General features: G+C 64.2%; 19 protein-coding genes. 4 read left to right on the top strand and 15 right to left on the bottom strand.

Annotated features, from left to right (window positions below; genetic code table 11):
• Positions 1-31: 31 nt before the first annotated feature.
• The 8 genes from CUJ90_RS29960 to CUJ90_RS29925 form a co-directional block, all read right to left on the bottom strand.
• Complete coding sequence (locus tag CUJ90_RS29960) at positions 32-988, bottom strand: nucleotidyl transferase AbiEii/AbiGii toxin family protein (protein WP_114164497.1); 957 nt, start codon at positions 986-988, stop codon at positions 32-34.
• Positions 951-1376, bottom strand: a complete 426-nt coding sequence (locus CUJ90_RS29955) for a DUF6088 family protein (RefSeq protein ID WP_083086358.1) — start codon at positions 1374-1376, stop codon at positions 951-953. The genes CUJ90_RS29960 and CUJ90_RS29955 overlap by 38 nt, the downstream gene beginning before the upstream one ends.
• A gap of 142 nt (positions 1377-1518) precedes the next feature.
• On the bottom strand, positions 1519-2115 hold the full coding sequence (locus CUJ90_RS29950; RefSeq protein ID WP_083086356.1) for a LutC/YkgG family protein: 597 nt from the start codon (positions 2113-2115) through the stop codon (positions 1519-1521).
• Positions 2102-3493 (bottom strand): lactate utilization protein B, encoded by a 1392-nt coding sequence (locus tag CUJ90_RS29945; RefSeq protein WP_073429958.1) that lies wholly within the window; start codon positions 3491-3493, stop codon positions 2102-2104. Before CUJ90_RS29945 ends, CUJ90_RS29950 begins: the two co-directional genes overlap by 14 nt.
• Positions 3490-4233 carry a (Fe-S)-binding protein gene (locus CUJ90_RS29940; protein ID WP_073429959.1) on the bottom strand — a complete coding sequence of 248 codons (744 nt, stop codon included), beginning with the start codon at positions 4231-4233 and terminating at the stop codon, positions 3490-3492. Before CUJ90_RS29940 ends, CUJ90_RS29945 begins: the two co-directional genes overlap by 4 nt.
• Positions 4234-4436: 203 nt before the next feature.
• The gene (locus tag CUJ90_RS29935) at positions 4437-5183 is read right to left on the bottom strand and encodes a FadR/GntR family transcriptional regulator (RefSeq protein ID WP_073430016.1); all 747 of its coding nucleotides are present in this window, start codon (positions 5181-5183) and stop codon (positions 4437-4439) included.
• Between the two features lie 223 nt (positions 5184-5406).
• A complete protein-coding gene (locus CUJ90_RS29930) occupies positions 5407-6585 on the bottom strand; it encodes a pyridoxal phosphate-dependent aminotransferase (RefSeq protein ID WP_114164496.1) in 1179 nt (392 codons plus the stop codon).
• 161 nt (positions 6586-6746) lie between these two features.
• Positions 6747-8231 carry an RNA polymerase factor sigma-54 gene (locus tag CUJ90_RS29925; RefSeq protein WP_073429960.1) on the bottom strand — a complete coding sequence of 495 codons (1485 nt, stop codon included), beginning with the start codon at positions 8229-8231 and terminating at the stop codon, positions 6747-6749.
• Positions 8232-8734: 503 nt separating this feature from the next.
• Here CUJ90_RS29925 and CUJ90_RS29920 point away from each other — a divergent pair.
• Positions 8735-9073 carry a BON domain-containing protein gene (locus tag CUJ90_RS29920; protein ID WP_073429961.1) on the top strand — a complete coding sequence of 113 codons (339 nt, stop codon included), beginning with the start codon at positions 8735-8737 and terminating at the stop codon, positions 9071-9073.
• Positions 9074-9239: 166 nt separating this feature from the next.
• Here the strand turns inward: CUJ90_RS29920 and CUJ90_RS29915 are convergent, their stop codons facing one another.
• From CUJ90_RS29915 to CUJ90_RS32960, 6 genes are all read right to left on the bottom strand, one after another.
• Positions 9240-9692 (bottom strand): PA2169 family four-helix-bundle protein, encoded by a 453-nt coding sequence (locus tag CUJ90_RS29915; RefSeq protein ID WP_073429962.1) that lies wholly within the window; start codon positions 9690-9692, stop codon positions 9240-9242.
• Between the two features lie 147 nt (positions 9693-9839).
• Complete coding sequence (locus tag CUJ90_RS29910) at positions 9840-10421, bottom strand: hypothetical protein (protein ID WP_073429963.1); 582 nt, start codon at positions 10419-10421, stop codon at positions 9840-9842.
• 88 nt (positions 10422-10509) lie between these two features.
• A complete protein-coding gene (locus CUJ90_RS29905; protein WP_073429964.1) occupies positions 10510-10854 on the bottom strand; it encodes a DUF1488 family protein in 345 nt (114 codons plus the stop codon).
• Positions 10851-11414: a DUF4142 domain-containing protein gene (locus CUJ90_RS29900; RefSeq protein ID WP_073429965.1), complete on the bottom strand. Its 564-nt coding sequence runs from the start codon at positions 11412-11414 to the stop codon at positions 10851-10853. The genes CUJ90_RS29905 and CUJ90_RS29900 overlap by 4 nt, the downstream gene beginning before the upstream one ends.
• A gap of 96 nt (positions 11415-11510) precedes the next feature.
• A complete protein-coding gene (locus tag CUJ90_RS29895) occupies positions 11511-12062 on the bottom strand; it encodes a type 1 glutamine amidotransferase domain-containing protein (protein ID WP_073429966.1) in 552 nt (183 codons plus the stop codon).
• Positions 12063-12285: 223 nt separating this feature from the next.
• Positions 12286-12636 (bottom strand): chemotaxis protein, encoded by a 351-nt coding sequence (locus CUJ90_RS32960; protein ID WP_073429967.1) that lies wholly within the window; start codon positions 12634-12636, stop codon positions 12286-12288.
• A 160-nt stretch (positions 12637-12796) separates the two neighbouring features.
• Between CUJ90_RS32960 and CUJ90_RS29885 the strand changes: the two genes are divergently transcribed.
• The gene (locus CUJ90_RS29885) at positions 12797-14092 is read left to right on the top strand and encodes a DNA topoisomerase IB (protein WP_073429968.1); all 1296 of its coding nucleotides are present in this window, start codon (positions 12797-12799) and stop codon (positions 14090-14092) included.
• On the opposite strand, the gene CUJ90_RS29880 is transcribed toward CUJ90_RS29885, so the two are convergent.
• Complete coding sequence (locus CUJ90_RS29880) at positions 14035-14331, bottom strand: hypothetical protein (protein WP_073429969.1); 297 nt, start codon at positions 14329-14331, stop codon at positions 14035-14037. The two genes, CUJ90_RS29885 and CUJ90_RS29880, sit on opposite strands and share 58 nt — an antisense overlap.
• Here CUJ90_RS29880 and CUJ90_RS33070 point away from each other — a divergent pair.
• Both CUJ90_RS33070 and CUJ90_RS32955 read left to right on the top strand, forming a co-directional pair.
• Positions 14330-14467 carry a hypothetical protein gene (locus tag CUJ90_RS33070; RefSeq protein WP_159442574.1) on the top strand — a complete coding sequence of 46 codons (138 nt, stop codon included), beginning with the start codon at positions 14330-14332 and terminating at the stop codon, positions 14465-14467. The two genes, CUJ90_RS29880 and CUJ90_RS33070, sit on opposite strands and share 2 nt — an antisense overlap.
• Before the next feature lie 146 nt (positions 14468-14613).
• A complete protein-coding gene (locus CUJ90_RS32955; RefSeq protein WP_167363305.1) occupies positions 14614-14751 on the top strand; it encodes a hypothetical protein in 138 nt (45 codons plus the stop codon).
• Position 14752: the final 1 nt, after the last annotated feature.

Raw genomic sequence — 14752 nt, 5'->3', positions numbered from 1 at the left:
GGTCATGCGGTTCAATGCACGATGTGTGTTGTCAAAGCGCCGCCAGAAGCTTGGTCGAGGCCTGCTTGAATACCGCGAATGCCTCTTCGAAAGTAGGCCGGACCGTTCCATAGATTAGCGGCAGCAGCACATGCTGGTATTCGCGCTTCGTCTGCTCTTCTGTTTCCGCCGTGATCAGGCTCGCCGTCATGCATTGCTTCGGGTTCTCAACGAACGACGCGTGCCGGTGAAACTCCCCGCGGTCGTATTCGACACAGTCCTTGAAGTGGGCAGCCGCCCGATCGACCAATTCAGCATTCGAGCAGACGATGCAATGGACGTCGTAGATGTGGCGCACCAACGCCTGATCCCATTTCTCGCGTACGCCAGCGCGGTGTTCCGCGTGACGCCGCAAAAACGACAGGACTTTCTCCGCAAGCGTTTCTTCAACGGCGACACACGACATCTCAGTTGGCTCGCCCTCACGATTCGCCCAACGGTCTGTCAGGTACCCGAGAGGTTTCCGCACGACGGCGAAGCTCGGCGTGCGCACTGTCAACTCAAGACTCAAATGAGGCCGCAAGCTGGTGTGCGTGGTATAGCGTGACTTGTAGTGCCAGCCCGACGCGAAGTAACGGTTTCCGTTCAGTGCACGCTGTTCTTCTTCGATTGCGCCAAAGCCTATGGCCGTCATCGCCTTGATGACGGCGTCTTTCAGTTGGCTGAGATGGTTTCGCACACCACTTTGCGACAGCCCGTGGTCGCCCCGGAGGATGACCTTCAAGTCGACGTCCTCGGACATTCGCTCGATCAGGCCGTGGGCTTTCGACAGACTCGTTCCGCCGCAAAACACAAATTGAATGTGCGGATGCCGCAGTCTCGCCAACGCGTGCAACGCGTCGGTGACATGGATGTCTTTCTCGAGAACAAACGCGGAGAGATTTCCAGCGAGTCCCTCCGCCGTAATGGAATCAATAAGCTCTTTCTGTTCTTCTGAGATTATTTTCATATTGAACAGTTTTCTTGCCGAAACCCAGTTTCCGCACGATGCGGCGATTGCCGGTATTGACCACGGTTGCCGCGGGCAGTTGGGTCGTTTTTCCCGCGTTGTACAACTCGACCTGCTTGCTCGGATAGACCTTTACGCCCAGCCTGCCGAGAGCCTCTTCAGCCAGAACTTCAACCGGCTGAACCGGAATAGGCTCGCCGGAGAGAACACTGCGCTTGGCTTTTGCGTACACGCCGACGCCGAGCTTAACGATGACCCCGCTCTCGATCAGACTGCGCAGCGCCCGGCCAAGCTGCGCCTCGCTGCCGAGACGTGCGAAGTCGGTCCGCAGGAACACGTCGGACGCTCGCTTGGCAATCGCTATCTTGAGCCGGTCTTCGAGATACATGGCAAACTCCGCTCATCATGTTCGGCTTAAAGCACCCGCAACCGTTTGATTATAAACAAATAAAAAATCCAATACCGCTCACGAGGTGAGTATAGCACGTCGTCACGGAGAGATCGTATGGGCGTGGCAGCCGAGCCGTCCGCTAACCCTTTCGCGGCTGCGCCACCCACACCACCGTCAACGACCGCACTCCCTGCGCGCCCCGAATCAGCACGCCTTCGATATCCGCCGTTGCCGAGGGACCAGTAACCAGCGCCGCATACCGCGCCTCGCGAAAATCGTCGCGTCGATACACGTCCTGCAAACCGTCGAGCAATTGCGCCGGATCGAGCAGCACCACGAGATGCTGAACGATGTACCCGAGCGCGTTGACCACGTACTCGCGTTCGCTCAACCACACCGATCCGGTCTCGGCGACGCCGAAGCGCGCCCGCACCACGCCGACGTCGATGTCTTGCAGCGAGGCCGGCTCCGTGTCGGCTGTCAGGTCACGCGTGCCGGGCACTTCCGGTGTCGCGGATGTCACGGACGCGGCATCGCCGAATCGCTCGCGGATCAACGCAAGCACGTCGCCGGCCGCGGCCGCCTCGACGCAGTGACCGCCCATTGCCTGCAACGCCGCGGCGAAACGCGCGCGCAAATCACCGCCTGCCGCGTTGAACAACGGCACCTCGGGCCGCGGCCGCGCGCTCGGCTGGGCCTGCCGCACCTTCGCCAGAAAAGCCTCACGCGTTGCCATCGCCGCCTCCACGATTTTTCTTGTACCAGGCGTGGAAGGTCAGCTTCGGCGCCTCGGGCAACTCGCGTTGCTTGCCCCAGATATTGAGCGGGTTATACAGCACGAAATTCGGCAGCCGCCGCAATGCGCTGCCCATCGACGACACCGTCGCGCGATACAAGGTCGGGCTCGCCAGCAGCCGCCCCGCCATCTTCAACACTTCCTGCTTCACGAACGGCACTTCGTGACGCTCGGCGATCACCGCCCGCCATTTGTAGATCTGCTCGTGAATATTGATCTTCACCGGACACACGTTCGTGCAACTGCCATTGAGCGTCGATGCGAACGGCAACGCGCTATAGCGCTTCAGATCGAAGGTCGGATTGATGATCGCGCCGATCGGCCCCGAGTAGGTGCCCCCATACGACAAGCCGCCGCTGCGCCGGTACACCGGGCATGTGTTCATGCACGCGCCGCAGCGAATGCACTTGAGCGAGTACCAGAAGTCTTCCATGGCGAGCCGCTCGGAGCGGCCGTGGTCGACCAGGATGAAATGCATTTCGGTGCCCGGACGCGGCGCACGAAAATGCGAGGTGTACTGCGTGATCGGCGAGCCGAGCGCGCTGCGCGAGAGCATGCGGACGAATACGCCGAGATCCGACACCTTCGGAATCAGCTTCTCGATGCCGATCGACGCGATATGCAACGGCGGCACGTTCGCGGACAGATCCGCGTTGCCCTCGTTCGTGCACACGACGACCGTGCCCGTCTCCGCCACCGCGAAATTGCAGCCGGTCATGCCGGCCGTTTTCTCGCGCACGAAGTACGGCCGCGTATTCATGCGCTGGCTTTCCGCGAGATAGTGAATGTCGCTATTGCCCGGATCGGTGCCGATGGTGCGGCCGAACAGTTCGGCCACATCGGCGCGCAGTTTATGGACCGCCGGCACCACCATATGGCTCGGGTCCTGATGATCGAGCTGCTGGATGCGTTCGCCGAGATCGGTCTCCATCACCGTGATGCCGCGCGGTTCGAGATATTCGCGCATCTTGCATTCGTCGGTGAGCATCGACTTGCTTTTGACGAGCGTGGTCATGCCGCGCTCCGACATGATCTGGTGCACCAGCGCGTTGTGCTCTTCCGCTGTCGCGGCCCAATGCACTACCACGCCATTGGCCTCGGCTGCCGCGGCAAACTGTTCGAGGTAATCGGACAGATGCGAGAGCGTGTGTTCCTTGATGCCCGACGCGAGTTCGCGCAGCGTCTCCCATTCGGCGATACCGTGCGCCTGCGCATCGCGCTTCTCGCGCAAATCCCACAGACGCTTGTCGTGAAACGCGACGTGCTCCGTCTTCTTGATGAACGCGCCAGCGGCTTTCGCGTGATCGATCCGGCTCATGCGCGCGCTCCGTTGAGCACCTGCGCGATGTGGATGAAGCGCGCGTCGGCTTTCATGCGTTCCGCACAGCCTTGCTGATGCATCAGGCACGACATGTCGCCGGACACGATGTATTCGGCGCCCGCATTCAGATGATCGCGAACCTTGTCCTGCCCCATGCGCACCGATACCGGCTCCTCGGTCACCGAGAACGTGCCGCCGAAGCCGCAGCATTCGTCGGGCCGCGCGAGCTTGACGAATTCGATGCCCTTCACGCCTTCGAGCAAGGTGCGCGGCTTCGAGAACGGCGTGCACGCCACTTCCGAGACCGACGCTTCCTTCAGATGCCGCAACGCGCTGCAACTGTTGTGCAGACCCACGCGATGCGGAAACTCGGCCCACGGAAATTCGCGCGCGCCGACCACGTCGTGCAGAAACTCGACGAGTTCGTAGGCGCCGGCGCGGACCTTTTTGACTTCGTCGGTCTGTTCGAGCGCGGTGAGATGCTCGCGCACGTGATGGATGCAGCTTGCCGACGGCCCGACGATATAGTCGTAGCCGGCGAAGTTGCGCACGAACACCCGCTCGGCGCCGGCTGCCTCGGCGTGCGCGCCGCTGTTCGCCATCGGCTGGCCGCAGCAGGTTTGCTCCTGCGGATAATCGACCTCGATGCCGAAGCGTTCGAGCAATTCGAGCGTGGCGATCCCCACCTCGGGATAGAACGCGTCGATGAAACACGGGATAAACAGCGCGACTTTCATAAGTTCATTGGGGAGATAAACAGCCGCCCTGTCCGGTTCCGCATCGCCCGGCAGCAAGACTGGTAATGTTGGTCTGACCACGAACTATAGGGAAGTCCCCGCGAGGCGTCAATCTGAAATCGGGCTGGAGAAGATTGAAGGCGAAGCGCCGCAACCGCTCACCTGTCGATGAAGGCCGCCGGGGCGCGGCCAGGCACGGCGGGTCAGGAAACCACGCTCGACGAAGACTTCGCGGCGTCTTCCTTATACATCTCGCGCACATACGCCAGATGACGCTCGGTGGCCTTGCGCGCCTTTTGCGGGTCGCGGGCCATGACGGCGTCGTAGATGGCCTGGTGCTGGCTCATCAACTGTTTCTCCATCGCGTCGTCGTAATCGATCAGCCGATGGTATTGGCGCATGCCTTCGCGAATCAGCGTATGGATGCCGTGCATCACGTGCGCGAGCGCGATGTTATGGGTGGAGTCGGCGATCGCGAGATGGAACGCGGCGTCCAGTTCCGCCAGATTCACGCGGTCGCGCGACAGCGAGCCGGCCTTCAACGCCTCGAATGCACGGGTGATTTTTTTCAGGTCGGCGGCGCTGGCGCGCTCGGCGGCATACGCCGTCGAAATCGATTCGAGCCCCTGGCGCAACTCCAGAATATCGGCGCTGGTGCGCGGGTTTTGCAGCAACAGTTCGGCGAGCGGCTTGGAGATGATCGGCGCGGTGACGTCGACCACCGTGAAGCCGCCCCGCCCCGACGTTTCGATATAACCGTCCGCCTCCAGCCTGATCAGCGCCTCGCGCAACGAAGGCCGCGACACGCCGAGTTGCGTGGCCAGATCGCGTTCGGCCGGCAGGCGGTCGCCGGGCATCAGCGAGCCGTCCGAGATCAGTTGCTTGATCTGGTCGGACACGACGTCGGAGAGTCGTTTGCGCGTGAAGGACTGGATCGGGGCGAAGGGCATGGGCAGCGTTTGGCGAAGCCGGTTATCAAAGCACAACGAGGTGGAAAACAGCAGCCTGGGACGCGGCATGGATGAAGCGCGTGAACGTGCCGTCGAGAGTCGGTGCCGTCCAGGGACGCGTCAATTATAGCGGTCAACGGCCCGCGGCGAAGCTCGCCGATGAGCCCGGCAGCGCGGATAAAAACAGCCGCCGCCCGCTTCCATCCGCGGTCGAATGAAACGCTTACGCGCGATTCAACCCCACGACGAACGCCTCGATCCGCTCGCATGCGTCGATGAGCTGCGCCTCGTCGACCACGAAGCCCAAGCGCACGAAGCCATTCGCGGTCTCGCCGAAAGCGCTCGCGTCGAGCAGCGACACGCCTTGCGCGCGAAATAGCCGCCACGTGAAATCAACCGTATCGAGGCCGGTGCCGCTGACGTCGACCATCATGAACATGCCGGCTTCCGGCAGCAGGCAACGCAAGCCCGGCACGCGGCGCAGTCGCTCGAACACCACATCGCGCCTGCGCCGGTAAATGTCGCGCATCTCGGCGGCAATGTGCGCCTTGTTCCGCACCGCCGTCAGCGCGGCTTCCTGGATGAAGCCCGGCAAGCCATACAGCATCGCGAGCGCCAGCCGCCCCATGTGCTCGATCAGCACCGCGGGTCCGATTGCCCAGCCGACGCGCCAGCCCGCCATCGCATGCGATTTCGACAGACTGCCGAGCGTCACCGTGCGCTCCGCCATGCCGGGCAACGCGGCGATACTCACATGCTCGCGCTCGAACGTAAGATCGGCGTAGACCTCGTCCGACAGCACCCACAGATCATGCTCGCAGGCGAGCCGCGCGATGCGTTCGAGATCGGCGCGCTGCGTCACCACGCCGGTGGGATTGCAGGGCGTCGCGAAGAAAATCGCCTTGGTTCGCGGCGTGACGGCTGCTTCGAGCGCGTCGCAGTCGACGTGAAACGCTCGCGCGGCATCGACCGGCACCGGCACCAGCGTCGCGCCCGCGACACGCACGCAAGCCTCATAGGTGAGATACATCGGCTCGGGGACGATCACTTCATCGCCCGCTTCGAGCAGACACAGCGACGCGGCGAACACGCCGTTCTGCGCGCCCGCCGTGAGAATCACGTTGGCGGCGCTGACCTCGCAACCGGTCATGCGCGCGTGTTCCGCGGCAATCGCCGCGCGCACCGGCTCGCGGCCCGACACCGCGCTGTAATGCGTGTCGCCCTCGCGCAAGGCCTCGACCGCGCGCTCGACGATCGGCGCGGGCGTGGGAAAGTCGGGGTCGCCCACGCTCAGCACGATGACGTCCTCGCCCCGCGCGAGCGCTTCCCACGCGGCGCGATGGATTTCCCACGCGGACGTGCGCCTGCCTTGCAAACGCTCGACCAGATTCGAGTACTTCATTGCGCTCATCCCGTTCAACCGAAGCCGCCAATGTAATGGGGCGGGTGCCAAACGTCCAGCGACGATGGAGCAACCCCGCGCAAGGACGAAAAAAAGCCACGCGATCAATCAGCCTCGCGTGGCCCTTCAGCGCGGCCCCGTTTGCACGGGGCGAGGTGCGCCTATATCTGGCGGCGTAGTTCCGCCGGCGGCACCTTCATCAGATGCCGGTATTTCGCTACCGTGCGGCGCGCCACCAGCACCCCCTGATCGGCGAGCATCCTGGCCAGCGTGACGTCCGAGAGCGGATCGCGCGTGTTTTCCGCGGCGATCATTTCCTTGAGCAGCGCGCGCACGGCCGCGGCCGAGCAGGTGCCGCCGCTTTCCGTGCCGAGTTCGCGCGGGAAGAAATGCTTGAATTCGAAAATGCCGCGCGGCGTGGCCATATATTTGTTGCCGGTGGCGCGCGAGATGGTGGATTCGTGCAGGCCGAGTTCATCGGCCACGTCGCGCAGCACCATCGGCTTGAGCGCGATTTCGCCGTACTGGAAGAAGGCCTTCTGATGCGCGACGATGCATTCGGCCACCCGCTGAATCGTATCGAAGCGCTGCTGCGCGTTGCGGATCAGCCAGCGCGCCTCCTGCAACTGCTGCGCGAGCGGCGAGCGGCTCGCGCCGGCCGACTGCGCGAACAGTTCCGCATACATGCGGTGGATGCGCGCGCGCGGCTGCACCGCCGGGTTGATCGTCACCACCCACTTGTTGCGCACCTGGCGCACGATCACGTCCGGCACCACGTAGTTGTCTTCGGTACGGCCGTAGCAATTGCCCGGCTTCGGATCGAGCTTGCGCACCAGCGCGCAGGCCACCCGCAATTCATCGGCGCTGCAGCCGATCTGCTTTTGCAGTTCGGCCTGTTCGCGGCGCGCGAGCCGTTCCAGATGATGCTCGACGATTTGCCGCGCCACGTCGCGCCCCGGCGTGTCGGCGGGCAAGGCGTTCACCTGTAGCAGCAGACACTCGGACAACGAGCGCGCGCCGAGGCCCGGACGGTCGAGCGACTGCACGAGCCGCAGCGCGACGAGCAATTCTTCCTCGGTCAGTTCGGGTTCGAGATCGACGCTGTCGGCGAGGTCCGCGAGATCCTGGCGCAGATAGCCGTCGTCGTCGAGCGCCTCGATCACGAAGCGCGCCACCGCGCGGTCGCGATCGTCGAGCCGATAGAGGCGCAGCGCGTCGTGCAACTGCTCGCGCAAGGTCGGTTGCGAGCGCGCCCATTCGGCGGGATCGCTGCCGTCCGAATCGCCGTTCTGGCGCGTCGAACCACGGGTGTTGTAATCGCCGGAAAAGTCGCCGGGCATCTCGTCCTGGCCCGCGCTTTCCAGCGTCTCGCTGACGGCGCTCTCAGCCGGCAACGGGTCCGGCTCGACGGCGGCGACCGTATCGGCCACCGGCAGCACGCCGGCGCCGTCCTCGTCGGGCGTGGCGCCGGCAAGCGCCACATCCTCGGTCTCCGACGAGTCGTATTCGAGGAACGGATTAGTGTCGAGCGCCGTGCGCAACTCCTGCTGGAACTCCAGAGACGACAACTGCAACAGACGCACGGATTGCTGCAGACGCGGCGTGAGTGCGAGAGACTGCCTTGTGCGTAGTTCAATTGAAGGCATTGTAGTGAGGTCCCGTTAATGAGCTGATCGTGGTGAGTGACCTCTTCAGAGCAACTGTCATACCAACTCGCGCAACGCCCTGTTTTTCCTACGCTTTGCTTTTTTCGGGCGCGCGAATTGCGCAGGCCGCGAGCGCCATTTTTACAAGCACCCGGCAATTTCCGGTCCGCGTCCCGGCATCGCGCGCGAAGACGCGCCCGACAGGGCTGCCGCTCGCTTGTCCGTTCATCGACGAACCCCGGCATGCCTCCGCACGCGCGATGACGGCGCGCCCTCGCCTACGGGCATGAAGATTGCGGAAAGGCACGATGTGGACGGACATGGCTGCGCGCATGAAGCGCAGCGCGCTACCCAGGAGCGCGGCAATGTCCGGTGTCGATAACGGGGGCCCGGAAGGAACCGTAGCGGCAACGGCCCCACGCGACTCATCGGCGGTTTTTCGCCGCGATCGATCGCAGGTAACAAGACCGCAATTTTCATCAACACCAGAAGGAGAAAGAAACATGAAGACCATTCAAGTCCTGAAGACCGCTGGCAGCATCGCATGTGTCGCCTTCGCCTTGAACGTGAGCGCGCAAACGAACGACTCGATCCGGCCGGTAGCGTCCGAGACCATGGGCGAGCACATCAGCGACGGCACCATCACCACCAAGGCCAAGGCCGATCTGCTGGCGACGAAGAACCTCAAGTCGACCCATATCCACGTGAAGACCCGCAAGGGCGTCGTTTCGCTCACGGGGACGGTGCCGTCGGCCGAGGAGCGTTCCGCGGCCGAAGAGGTCGTGCAGAACGTGAAGGGCGTGACGAGCGTGAAGAACCATCTCAAGGTCGCCGCCGAATAAGATCGGGATCGACAACGAGCGCCGATATCGAAGACAAGGCGCCGGCTTCTGGCCGGCGCTTTTTTCGTTTGAACAAGGCGTTCCAGTAAAAAAGCCGTCACGCGGACGGCTTTCCGTTCATGCGGCCGGCGCCGGACAACGCGCCGGCCGCCCTGAACAGCGTCGATTACCGGTTAGCCGCCGCGTACTGATCGCGCAGCGCGCGCACGCGGTCGTGGTTTTGCAGCACGCCCTGATATTGCCGCTCGACTATCGCGCGGACGTCCAGCGGCAGCTCCTTTTCGAGCGCGTCGTGATAGCGCTTCTTCGCGACATCCTCGCCCCGCTCGCATTCCACCAGAATCGCGTGATCGCTGCGATCGGCCACGGCCGACTTCACGTCGACCCAGCCGCGATGCAAGGCGCCGCCCACGCTGCCGCCCGTCTCGGGCTTGCCGCCCAGACCCTGAACCGTGTCCTGCAGTTCGCGCGCGCCGAGCGCGCAGGCGTCGGCCGCCGACACGAAGACCGTCTTCAATTGCGGATCGTGCGCATCCTCGGCGGCCTTGCGGAAACCCTTCTCGCCGTCCTTCGACGTTTCGATCAGATCGTTCAGCACGGAAACAACGTTCGTAGCCATTCAATACCTCCTGGGTTTCGTTGATCGTCGAATCCGCAGCCAGGCACTTGCGTGCGGCAACGGCGTTCGCTGTTGCTACCCGCATCAGACGTGCCTGCGCTTGCCCGCAAGCTGACGCGCGCGAACTTCCGGTCTGCGCAGTCCCGATCAGGCGCGCTTCTCGCTGTACTCGTCGAGCGGCACGGGTTCCTTGAGCGGATCGAAATCGGCCCAGCGTCCTTGCTGCCAGCGCCCGCTTGCCCGCTCGATCGCCGCGCCCCCCGCTTCGCGCAAGACGCGCGCGGCGTCGAGCTGATTGTCGGGCGAAACATGCACGGCGACGAGCACGCCCGAATCGCGCAACTCATGGTGGACGGGTGGAAAGCCGTTTTTCTCGCCGTCGAGGGCGGTGCGCGCCATCGCGCCCATCAATGATCCGACGTAGGCACCGACGCCGGCCGCGATCAGCGAGACGATAAACGGCGCGGAAAACGCCGCGAAAATGCCGACGCCCACCACCGCGCCGACCACGGCGCCAATGGTGACGCCCAGACCCGCGCCCTTGGGCGCCCCCTTCGCGCCCGGATCGGTGGCGCTATCGCCGCCGATCGGATAGCGCGCGTGCTGGCCGCGCGGATTGACGAAAAACAGGGTGACGTCTTCTTCGACGAACCCTGCGTTGAAGAGCTTTTGCGCCGCTTCCTCGGCGGCGGGGAAAGTCGTGAAGCGCGCTGCGACGATGAGTGACATGAGGCCTCCTTGCATCGTTAATGGCGTCTGCGGACCATGCCGCCGCGCTGTGTCGCTCCGCCCAGCGCGCGGCCGGCATGCACCGGGGCTACCCCGCGGTGCCGCAATCCGGGTCCATGCCTTCCACCCTGAACAGTCCGCTATGCAACACTACGCTTTCGCCGCCGTTCTGGTCGAGCGCTTCCGCGCAGACCGAACGGATGCGATGGCGGCCGCGCTCGAAGGCGGCCATCAGCGCGCCTTCCAGCAAGGACTCGGCGCCGAAATGATCTTCCAGCGCCTCAGCGGTGATCTCGCACACAACCGGCTCGCCTTCGACACGCGCGGTGAAGCGCACCCTCAGATTCGCTCCGTCGAAGGTCGGTTCGTCGTCGGGAAAGGTGATCTGCATAAGGGAATCCTCATAGGCCGGCCGCGGCAGGATTGCGCTCATGGCGAACCCTTCATGGCGCCGGCGAGTTGCTGCGCCATCGCAAGATGATGCTTGATGGTGGGCAGCGCGTGCTGCGCCGCGGCCTTCAATTGCGCGTCGGTGCCGCTGCGGCCTTCCTGCTCGAAGAGGTCGACCGCTCTCTGATGCGCTTCCAGTCCGATCTGCTCGACGTAGGCCTGATCGAACTCCTTGCCCTTGAGCGTCTGCAGTTTACCGACCAGCGCGGAGTCGGCGGCCGGCGCCGCGGGGAGCCGCTTCTTCGCGGCGAGCACCGCCATGCTGCGCGAGAGTCTCATGTGCTCGTCGATCATCTGCTGCGCGAATTGCTTCACCTTCGGATCGCTTGAATTCTTCAGCGCCATCTTGCTGGCGGCGATTTCGGTGGCGTCGGCCTGGCCGGCGTTCTGCATGAACTGCTGATCCGCCGGCGAAAGCACGGTGCCGCCGGCCGGCGCTTCACTGGCCGGGGCGTCGCTCGCCTGCGCATGCGCGGTGCCGATCGATGCCACGGCCAGGCCCAGCGCCACGGTCATCACTTGTAGGGAATACTTGGGTTTCATGCATTTTCTCCCTGTTCGACGGAGCCGGCGCGCAAGCTCGATGGTCGACGGGGCGCGGCATGGCAACCGGCGCGCGCCTCGCGCATCGCAGCTCGCCTAGGCAGCGTGCCGCTTCGCCAATTGCGCGATCAGCGTCTTGTTGAAAGCGGGAATGTCGTCGGGTTTGCGGCTGCTGATCAGATTGCCGTCCTCCACGACCTCCTTGTCCACCCACGTGCCGCCGGCGTTGCGAATATCGTCCTGCAGGCTCGGCCAGCTCGTCACCGTGCGTCCCTTGATGATCCCCGCCGAGACCGGCAACCACGTGCCGTGGCAGATCACCGCGATGGGCTTCTTCGCGCTATCGGCGGCCTTCACGAAAGCCTGCGCCTGCGGCAGCGAACGGATCGCGTCGCCGTTGACCACGCCGCCTGGCAGCACCACGGCGTCGTAGTCGTCCGCGCTCGCCTTGTCGAACGTGGCATCCACCTCCACGGTGTCGCCTTTGTCGACGTGCCTGAATCCCTGGATCTTGCCGGGCTTCGCGGAAATGACGTGCACCGTCGCGCCCGCCTCGGCGAGCGCGCGTTTCGGCTCGATCAACTCGGCCTGTTCGAAACCGTCCACGGCGAGTACCGCTACCTTGTAACCATTCAACGTGTTTGCCATGCATGCTCTCCTTCGTTAGTGCGGGACCAGGCGTAGCGCGCGGCGTGGTCCCCTGCTTGCTGCTGGATCAGCAAAAGATGTGCCTATTGTCGACGTGCTAGCTCCACGCGTTCGACCGCAGCGCCTCGGCGTCGGGCCGCGCTTGCCGGCGCGGCGCGGCTCGACGCGGCGCTCGCGTTGCCGCTGGTCGCAACACGCGGGAACCGCTCGTTCTTGTCGACGGCTAGACACCGCTCGGATCTTCGTCGAGGCCGTCGTCGTCGGTAAGCTGCGGGTCGGCCGGGCCGATGATGCGGTCGGGCTCGATGTCGCGGTCGGCCTCCAGCGTGGAGTCACCGTCGGCGGCCGCCCGCTCGCCGGTGCCGGCGCGGTCGGTGTCGCTGCCGAGTTCGGCCTCGCCGGTCTCGAGCGCATGGTTGTCCAGCTCGGTGTCGACATCGAATTCATGACGCTTGGCGCCGGCGATATCGCTGCCGCTGTCGGACGAATCGCTCGGGCCGAGTTCGCCCGTCGTGCCCGCGGTGGGCTTGACGACGTTTTGCGGCTCTTCATCGGGATTCAGCGTGCTGCTCATGACGATCTCCTTGGTCTGTTGATGACGCGTAGCAAAGGTTCGCAAGGACCGTTCCGCCCGCTCGTGCCACGGCGCGCGAAACGGGCGGCAGGCATCGACCTTGCTCTAGCCATTCACCGGCGCACAGCGCGCCTCACGCTTGAAACTTCTACCCGCGACCATGGCCGCCACCATCAAGCCGTTGCAACGACCCCCCGAGCGCGAACGCGCCGCCGACAGCGCGCGGCAAGCGACGGCGGCCGCCATGCCGCCGGGCTTGCGGCACGCGGACGACAGCCGGCCCGGCTATACGCGCCAGCGTGAAAAGGACGGCTTCGCGTATTTCGACGTCGACGGCCAACGCATCGAGGACGAAGACGAAATCCAACGCATCAATGCGCTCGCGATTCCACCGGCTTACGAGAACGTGTGGATTTGTCCCGACCCGCGCGGCCATCTCCAGGCGACCGGGCGCGACGCACGCGGACGCAAGCAGTATCGCTATCACCCGCGCTGGCGCGAGACGCGCGATGCCGACAAATACGAGCGCCTGGCCGAGTTCGGCCGCGCGTTGCCGCGCATCCGCGCGCGCGTCGCACGCGATCTGAAACGCCCCGGCATGCCGAGCGACAAGGTCATCGCCGCGATCGTGCAGTTGCTCGACACGACGCTGATTCGCATCGGCAGCGTGGAGTACGCGCGCGAGAACCAGTCGTACGGTTTGACGACGCTGCGTAAAAAGCACGTGAAGATCGAGGCAGGCCACTTGCGCTTCAAGTTTCGCGGCAAGAGCGGCATCGAACACGAGGTCACGGTGAACAATCCGCGCGTCAAGCGCATCGTTCGGCGCTGCGCCGAACTGCCCGGACACGACCTGTTCCAGTATCTCGACGAGGACGGCACGCGCCGCACGGTAGGCTCGACCGATATCAACGACTATCTGCGCCGCGCGAGCGGCGCGGACTTCACCGCGAAGGACTATCGAACGTGGGCCGGCAGCGTCTACGCGATGGCCGCGCTGCGACGGCTGGTATGCAGCAGCGCGGCGGAAGCGCGCCGCCACCTCGTCGCCACCGTCAAGGACGTCGCGGACTTGCTGCGCAACACGCCGTCCGTATGCCGGCGCTGCTACATTCACCCGGCCGTGATCAGCGCGTTCGAAGCCGACGAATTGCGCTGCTTGCCGGAGGGCAAGACGCGCCGGGGATTGAAAGTGGATGAAGCGGCGTTCGCCGCATTGCTCGCGCGGGCGGAGAAGCGCGCGGCGAAACGGGCGCGTCAGTCGGGCGCGAAAGGCCGCAAGGCGCGCGAGGCGGAAGTGGCCGACAGCGTCAACGGTTCGCTCACCGCGTTGCTGAAGAAGTCGCGCGTGGCGCGCAAGCGTAAAGACGCCGGCGCTTCACCCGGCGCGAAAGCGCATCAAGCCTCTTCTTCGAACGCGGCCATCACGAGCCACACGTCGCGCTCGCCATCGTGAATCTCGGCGGCTAGCGCGTAAGGATCGCGCGGCCCGCATACGCGTTCGAGCGCCTCGTGCGCGACTTCGCCGTTATCGAACACGCGTTCCGACAACGGCCGCACTTCCTGTTTCCCCTCGAACATCCGCTGGTTCCTGCGATATATGAGCGTCTCGGACTTCCAGTTGCGAAAGCATTCGCGCACGTGACTGAAATCGCCACCGCAGATATTCATCTGGTAATGAATTCGTTGGACCATGATCGTTCTCCCCGATGCCGCCCTGCATGCGCGTTCTCTTCATGACTTCATGACGAAAGTCACACTGCATGCATCGCTCGCATCGATACAGCCGGAGCAATACCGGTTGTTGCCACTTGCCTCCATGCGCGAATGAACCTTGTGTACCGCCACCGCGGCGGCTCGCACTGTGTGTCCAGCATTCAGCAAGGGGTATGCCTCGCACGAACGCGGCGGCGGCGCGAATGGCTTTGGCATGCGGCGTGCGTGATCTTCGTCGCCACGTTCCTCAGGGAGAAAACAATGCAAGCCAAGCCGACACCCGACGACGCAGCCAACGCACCGGCATCGGAAAACGATCACGGCCAACCCGCCCCGCCGACCGACGATCGCGATCTGCCCGAACTGCCGGACCCCGCCGAAGTGGGAGAAGACGGCTGAA

This window comes from Paraburkholderia terricola, assembly GCF_003330825.1.
Lineage (GTDB): Bacteria > Pseudomonadota > Gammaproteobacteria > Burkholderiales > Burkholderiaceae > Paraburkholderia > Paraburkholderia terricola.
The sequence above is the reverse complement of the archived record's forward strand: the minus strand, read 5'-3'. Positions and strand labels throughout refer to the sequence as shown.